This is a genomic window from Sphingopyxis sp. (assembly GCF_036402335.1).
In the GTDB taxonomy this organism is placed as follows: domain Bacteria; phylum Pseudomonadota; class Alphaproteobacteria; order Sphingomonadales; family Sphingomonadaceae; genus Sphingopyxis.
This window is the reverse complement of the sequence record NZ_DASWTD010000470.1, coordinates 1-4967: the sequence shown is the minus strand read 5'-3', so window position 1 is coordinate 4967 and position 4967 is coordinate 1. Positions and strand designations below refer to the sequence as shown.

Below are 4967 nucleotides of genomic sequence, written 5' to 3'. Positions count from 1 at the left end.
ACCCATGTCGCTCCCCATCGTCCTCATCACCGGTCAGCTTTTGACCGATGCCGTGTGGCAGCCCTTGCTCGATGCATGGGCCGGCCGCGAGGTCATCGTCGCCGATAACCGCAGCGACGACACGATCGAAGGTTTCGCGCAGCGGCTTCTCGACAACGCCCCACAACAGTTCGTGCTGGTCGCGCACGCGATGGGGGGCTTCATCGCGTTCGAGGTGATGCGCCGCGCGCGCCAGCGTGTCGCGAAGCTTGCGCTCATTTCGACGCTTGCCTCGGCCGACGGGCCGGCGCAGACCGCGCGGCGGCAGGGCTATATCGACCTCGTCGAGAGCGGTAATTTCGAACAGGTGGTGGAGGAACGCATCCCGATCCTGTTTCCCGAGGCAAAGCGCGGCGACGAACGGCTGCTCGGTATCGCACGGCAGATGGCGGCGGATACCGGCGCCGACACCTTCCTCGCGCAGCAACGCGCGATCATGGCGCGCATCGACAGCCGCCCGCGGCTCGGCGAGATATCGGTGCCGACCTTGCTGATCTGGGGCGAGAAGGACGGCATCACCAGCCGCGCGCATCATGACGAGATATTGGAGGCGATTCCGGGGGCACGGCTGGAAGTGATTGAGGGGGCCGGACATTTGCCGACGGTCGAGGCGCCCGACGTTGTCGTGCCGTTGCTGACGGATTTCGTGGACGCCTGAACTTAGTCATTGCGAGCGCAGCGAAGCAATCCAGAGCCCGCGTAAACCGCTCTGGATTGCTTCGCTGCGCTCGCAATGACGCTAATTCAACTCCGCCCTGACCAGCGCGGTTCCATCGACCATTGCCTTCAGCTTCGCCTGGCTATGCTCGCGGCTGTGGTATTTCATCCCGCAGTCGGGCGCGATCCACAGGCGCTCGGCATCGACATAGCGCAACGCCTCGCGGATGCGCCCTGCAACTACCTCGGGCGTTTCGACTTCGGGGATCGACAGGTCGAGCACGCCGTACATGATCGTCTTGGTCGGCAGCTCGGCGAGGATCGCGGGATCGAGCCCCGGCTGCGCCGCCTCGATCGAGATCACGTCGATCGCCGACGCTTCGAGTTCGGCGAGGAAATCGTAAGCCTTGGGCTTCGGCCCCGTCGCGCCCGCGCCGTGATGCACCATCGCATAGCCGAAGCAGATATGCAGCGCGGTCGTGCCGCCGACGCCGTCGAGCGCGCGGTTGATCGCCTCGATCGCATAGCTGTTCGCCTCGGCGGCGCGTGCCTGCAGATAGGGTTCGTCGAGCTGGACGACATCGACGCCCGCCGCGAACAAATCCTTCACCTCGGCATTGACCGCATCGGCATAATCCATCGCGAGCGATCGCAGGTCGGGATAATGGCCATTCTCGGCCTGCTGCGTCATCGTAAAGGGGCCGGGCAGGGTGAGCTTGACCGGCCGGGTCGAATGACGGCGCAGGAATGCCGCGTCCTGCGCCTCGATCGGCGCGATACGGCGGATCGGGCCCGATACGAGCGGCACCGGATTGGCATTGCCAGTACGGTCGATCGCGGTGCCGTGCTTCTCGGTGTCGATCCCCGACAGCGCGGTCGCGAGCCGGTTCGAATAGCTTTCGCGCCGCATCTCGCCATCGCCGACGATGTCGATGCCAAGCTCTTCCTGATCGCGGATCGCCATCAGCGTTGCCGCCTCCTGTGCATCGGCGAGCCAGGGTTCGGAAATGCGCCACAGCGTCTCGGCGCGCACGCGCGGCGGCAGGCTGGCCTTCAGCCGTTCGCGATCGATCAGCCAGTCCGGCTGGGGGTAGCTTCCAACGATCGTCGTCGGCAATATGGGGTGGTCGAACAAGGCCATTCCTCTCGATTTTTGGGCTGGTCAAACATTTGCTTAGTATTCTATCTAATTCAAGTCGAAACGACGGTTGGGAGAGCAAAATGATCGATCTGGAAGCGATCCGGACGCTGGCGGATATTCCGGCGGCGCAGGCACGCGTGCGGGGACAGGCGACCGCGGTGAAGTTCGGGGATCGCGAGACGAGTTTCAGCGCGCTCGATGCGCGCTCGAACTGCGTTGCGCATGCGTTGATCGCAGCGGGCGTTGCGCCCGGCGACCGCGTCTCGGCGCTCACCAAGAACCACGACAGCTGGTATCCGCTGTTCTTCGGCGCCGCGCGTGCCCGCGCCTGCTTCGCGCCGATCAACTGCCGCCTCGCGCCCGCCGAGATCGGCTTCATTCTCGGTGACGCCGGACCGAAGCTGCTCTTCGTCGGCGAGGACTTCTTCGACTGCGCGCTTGCAGCGGTGGCCGATCTTGCGGCGCCGCCGCGCCTGATCGCGCTTTATGGCGAACATCCGGCATTCGAGCCCTTCGACGCCTGGCTCGGCGCGGCATCGGAGGCACCGCTCGCCGACCCGCCGCAGCTCACCGACGATGTGCTTCAGCTCTATACCAGCGGCACGACGGGGCTTCCCAAGGGCGTCGTGCTGACCAACGCCAACTACCGCGCCTTTCTCGAAGCCGCGACCGAGGTCGACGGTTTCGCCTATGGTGAGGACGAGACGGTGATGATCGTCATGCCCTTGTTCCACGTCGCGGGCACGAACGTCAGCTTCTCGGGGCTCGCGCAGGGCGGGCGGCTGGTGCTCGTCAAGGATTTCACCGCCGCCGACGCGGTGCGCATGATGCGCGGGGAGGATGTTGCGCACGCCTTCCTCGCGCCCGCGATGATCCAGATGATGCTGCTCCAGCCCGACGCGGATGCCGGCGCCTATCCGGCGCTCAAGTCGATTGCGTACGGCGCGTCGCCGATCGCCGAGGATGTCCTGCGCCGCGCGCGCGCGACCTTCGGCTGCGATTTCGTGCAATTCTACGGCATGACCGAATCCGCGGGCGGCGGCTCCTATCTGTCGCCTGCTGCGCACGACCTGCCGGGCAAGCTGACCTCGTGCGGCAAACCTTGGCCCGGCGCCGCGATGGCGATCCTTGGCGGCGACGGGAAAGAACTCGGCGAGGGGGAGATCGGCGAGATCGCGATCCGCGGCGGCATCGTGATGAAGGAATATTGGAACCGCGCGGCGGCGACCGAAGAGACGCTTGCGGGCGGCTGGCTGCACACCGGCGACGTCGGCTATCGCGACGCCGACGGATTTTATTACGTCCACGACCGGATCAAGGACATGATCGTGTCGGGGGGCGAAAATGTCTATCCGGCCGAGGTCGAGAGCGCGATCATGGGTTGCCCCGGCGTCGCCGACGTCGCGGTGATCGGGGTGCCCGACGACAAATGGGGCGAGGGGGTGAAGGCGCTGATCGTGCCCGCGGCTGGCGCGACGCTTGACCCTGCCGATGTCATCGCCTGGGCGCGCCAACGCATTGCGGCTTATAAAATTCCCAAGAGCGTCGAGTTTATCGAAGTGCTGCCGCGCAATCCGTCAGGCAAGGTGCTGCGCCGCGAACTCCGCGCACCCTATTGGGAAGGCCGCGACCGGGCGGTGGGGTAGGGACTTCCGGTTACGTCTTTCAACGTCCGCGGTGCGGCGGCAGCCCCAGTTTCCAACGGATCGCCGCGCCACGGATGAGAAAGCCCACCGTCGCGGCGACCAGTGCCGGCCACGGCGCCGGAATGTGCATCGCCGTCAGCGATATGTAGCTGGCAGCGGCAATCAGCGCGGCGGTCACATAAAGCTCGTGGCGCATCAGGATCGACGGCACGCCTGCGGTGATATCGCGGATGACGCCGCCGATGCAGCCGGTGATCACCCCCGCCGCAACGGCCGGCACGGGTTCGATCCCGTATTGCAGCGCCTTCGCGGCGCCATAGACCGAATAGGCAGCAAGGCCCGCTGCATCGAGCCAGTCGAGCGCGCGTTCGGGCCACCGGCGTAGCGGGATTGCCCAAGCCGCGACCGCGACGATCAGGCACAGGAAGATCGGCGCCGCGCTGTGCATCCAGAATACCGGCGCGCCGATTAACAGGTCGCGTAGCGTGCCGCCGCCGGTGGCGGTAATCAGCGCGAAAAAGGCGGCGCCGACGATATCGAGCCGCTTGCGTGCCGCGGCGAGCGCGCCCGATGCGGCGAACACGGTCAGGCCGGCAATATCCAGCCAAGGCAGTGCGGCTTCGAAAGAAAGGTCCATTCCCGCGCGATAAGCCCCCGCGCCGCCGCCGTCACGCCCGCAATCGGCGGGCATCCTTCCACGCAAAAAAGAACCCGGCCGAAGCCGGGTCCAGGAGGAGTTCCCAATGGGTAATCTTGGGAATGCCTATTCAGCGGGTACCGGGGTGCGGCCGGTGATGAAGCCATCGACCTTGGTACCATCGGCCCGTACCGGATCGTGCGCGACATCGCTCTCGTCGAACACCTTTGTCCATGCCGCGAATTCGAGGCAGATGCCGTCGGGGTCGAAGAAATAGACCGAGCGGACATAGACGTCGTCGTTCATCTCGGGCGACGACTGGGTCGGTGAATTGTCGTGATTGAGGATCGGGGTGACCTCGACGCCCTTGTCGACCAGCCGCTGGTAATATTCGTCGAATTTTTCGGCGCGGACGTTGATCGCGATATGGTTCATCGATCCGTGCGCCGAAACGAAGCTGCCGCGAGTCGGCAGCGCGGCGGGGGCCGAAATGCCGGGAACCGCCTCGGGCGCGTTCGGGAACCAGAAGAAGGCGATGCTATCGCCATTGCCGACGTCGAAGAAGAAATGCTGGCCGCGCCCGCCGGGCAGATCGAGTGTCTTCAGGAGCGGCATGCCGAGGATGTCGCGATAGAATTCAACCGTCTTCGCCATATCCTTGCACACCAGCGCGAGGTGATTGACCCCGCAGAATTCGAACTCGCTATTTGCTGCAGCCATGATCCGTCTCCTTATGCGATCAGTTGGAATTGGCGCCGGGGCGGCTTTTCATCCGCTCGTACCAGCGCGCGATATTGGTAAAGGCGGGGTCGATCGGCTGACCGACCGACACGCCGAAATCGAGGAA

5 protein-coding genes are annotated in these 4967 nt (G+C 65.0%); 2 read left to right on the top strand and 3 right to left on the bottom strand.

Annotation, left to right across the window (positions count from 1 at the left end):
* Positions 1 to 697 (top strand): alpha/beta fold hydrolase (locus VGD20_RS15300; RefSeq protein ID WP_331135272.1); only part of this gene is annotated, 697 nt, incomplete at its 5' end.
* Between the two features lie 81 nt (positions 698 to 778).
* On the opposite strand, the gene VGD20_RS15295 is transcribed toward VGD20_RS15300, so the two are convergent.
* On the bottom strand, positions 779 to 1837 hold the full coding sequence (locus tag VGD20_RS15295) for a 5-methyltetrahydropteroyltriglutamate--homocysteine methyltransferase (protein WP_414714583.1): 1059 nt from the start codon (positions 1835 to 1837) through the stop codon (positions 779 to 781).
* 80 nt (positions 1838 to 1917) lie between these two features.
* Here VGD20_RS15295 and VGD20_RS15290 point away from each other — a divergent pair, with 80 nt between their 5' ends.
* Entirely contained in the window at positions 1918 to 3483 is a 1566-nt protein-coding gene (locus VGD20_RS15290; RefSeq protein ID WP_331135270.1) for a long-chain-fatty-acid--CoA ligase, read from the top strand.
* A gap of 19 nt (positions 3484 to 3502) precedes the next feature.
* Here VGD20_RS15290 and VGD20_RS15285 read toward each other — a convergent pair whose 3' ends face one another.
* Both VGD20_RS15285 and VGD20_RS15280 read right to left on the bottom strand, forming a co-directional pair.
* On the bottom strand, positions 3503 to 4120 hold the full coding sequence (locus VGD20_RS15285) for a trimeric intracellular cation channel family protein (RefSeq protein ID WP_331135269.1): 618 nt from the start codon (positions 4118 to 4120) through the stop codon (positions 3503 to 3505).
* 126 nt (positions 4121 to 4246) lie between these two features.
* Entirely contained in the window at positions 4247 to 4840 is a 594-nt protein-coding gene (locus VGD20_RS15280; RefSeq protein WP_331135268.1) for a VOC family protein, read from the bottom strand.
* Between the last annotated feature and the right edge of the window lie 127 nt (positions 4841 to 4967).

Coding starts and splice junctions, on each gene's coding strand:
- VGD20_RS15290 (WP_331135270.1), top strand. CDS start 1,918: ATGATCGATCTGGAAGCGATCCGGACGCTGGCGGATATTCCGGCGGCG.
- VGD20_RS15285 (WP_331135269.1), bottom strand. CDS start 4,120: ATGGACCTTTCTTTCGAAGCCGCACTGCCTTGGCTGGATATTGCCGGC.
- VGD20_RS15280 (WP_331135268.1), bottom strand. CDS start 4,840: ATGGCTGCAGCAAATAGCGAGTTCGAATTCTGCGGGGTCAATCACCTC.
- VGD20_RS15295 (WP_414714583.1), bottom strand. CDS start 1,837: ATGGCCTTGTTCGACCACCCCATATTGCCGACGACGATCGTTGGAAGC.